The following is a 1,367-nucleotide window of genomic DNA, read 5'->3' as shown; positions in this document are numbered from 1 at the left end:
AGTATCTATGTATAAAGCATCCGTTTGAAAAACAGTCCAATCTGTAGTTATTAAAAACGCAGCTGTAATGTTATTTACTGCATGCAAACCTAAAGCAAGTTCTGTGCCTTCATCCATTAAAGTTATAATGCCATAAAACAAGCCCGTACCAATGTAAAAAACCATGGTAATTTGCCCTAATTTTGCTACTTCTGGATTAGCACCATGCAACAAACCAAAAACTACTGATGTTATGATTAGTGGAACCCATCTGTTTTTAGCTAAAATGCCAATTCCTTGCATAAAATATCCTCTAAAAAGCAATTCTTCAAAACTAGTCTGAAACGGAATAAACAAAAACGAAATGGCTACCAAAATAAAAAATGGTTGCGCATTAAAATTCCAAGTAAAATTTTCTGGTGTCATTAAAATACCAATGTAAGAAAAAGCAACTGCTAAAAGCCCCCAAACAAAAAAGCTATAGAAAAACCTTTTCCAATCAACTTTTTCTCTACTTGTTATTAAAGAAGTAATAGTTCTTTTATGAATGTATTTTACGCCAATTAGTAAAAAAACTAATCCTACAAAAAAGGTAAAAACAATTAAAAAAAGTAAAAAATTTTTATCTAAGCCCGCTGTCATAAAGTTGGTTTGTGCAAACTCCATAAACTCTGCCATGTTTTTAGATTTTGCTGCGGCTGCCATAACAAGTGGCACAACACCAATAATTTGCCAACCTAAAAAAACTAAAAATATGGAAATTACCCAATGATACCACTCGTTTTTTCCTTTGTAAGCTTGCTGAATAAAATTCATTTATGTCTATATTTTTCTAAATTAATTTAAATTGATGTTAGCAATCTAACATCCCAATTTTTGGAATTGCTATAATGCAAAGCCCCCTTTCTTACTTCTAATGGGCTTTCTAAATTATTAGTAAACAAACTACCTGTACCCAAACCTTGTGGTAAATTATTATTTAAACTATACGTAAATTGTGCAATGGCATTTAGCCCAATATTACTCTCTAAGGCAGAGGTAATCCACCAATTAATTTGGTTATTTTCTGCTACATCAATCCACTCTTTACTACCAACAAAACCACCTACTAGGCTTGGTTTTAAAATGATGTATTGTGGCTGTATGGTTTCTAATAATTGCTTTTTTTGTTGATGAGAAAAAATGCCAATCAATTCTTCATCTAAAGCAATTGGTAAAGGTGTATTTTCACATAAAAATGCCATTTCTTCAATTTGACCTTGTTTTATAGGTTGCTCTATAGAATGTAACTGTAACTCAGAAAGTAGGTCCAGTTTTTCTAAAGCTTCAATAGGAGAAAATGCTCCATTTGCATCTACTCTTAACTCAATTTCATCTGCCGAAAATTC

The 1,367-nt window shown here is 31.7% G+C and carries 2 protein-coding genes; both read right to left on the bottom strand.

The genetic code is table 11. The features are described 5' to 3' along the window. Window positions 1-795, bottom strand: a 795-nt coding sequence (locus tag ACTG3S_RS13375) for a lysostaphin resistance A-like protein (RefSeq protein WP_439129841.1), incomplete at its 3' end; no start/stop codon positions are given. Window positions 796-821: 26 nt separating this feature from the next. Further along, window positions 822-1,367 (bottom strand): enolase C-terminal domain-like protein (locus ACTG3S_RS13370; RefSeq protein WP_439129840.1); only part of this gene is annotated, 546 nt, incomplete at its 5' end.

Origin of the sequence: Polaribacter sp., from assembly GCF_965656025.1 — a bacterium.
Lineage (GTDB): Bacteria > Bacteroidota > Bacteroidia > Flavobacteriales > Flavobacteriaceae > Polaribacter.
The sequence above is the reverse complement of the archived record's forward strand: the minus strand, read 5'-3'. Positions and strand labels throughout refer to the sequence as shown.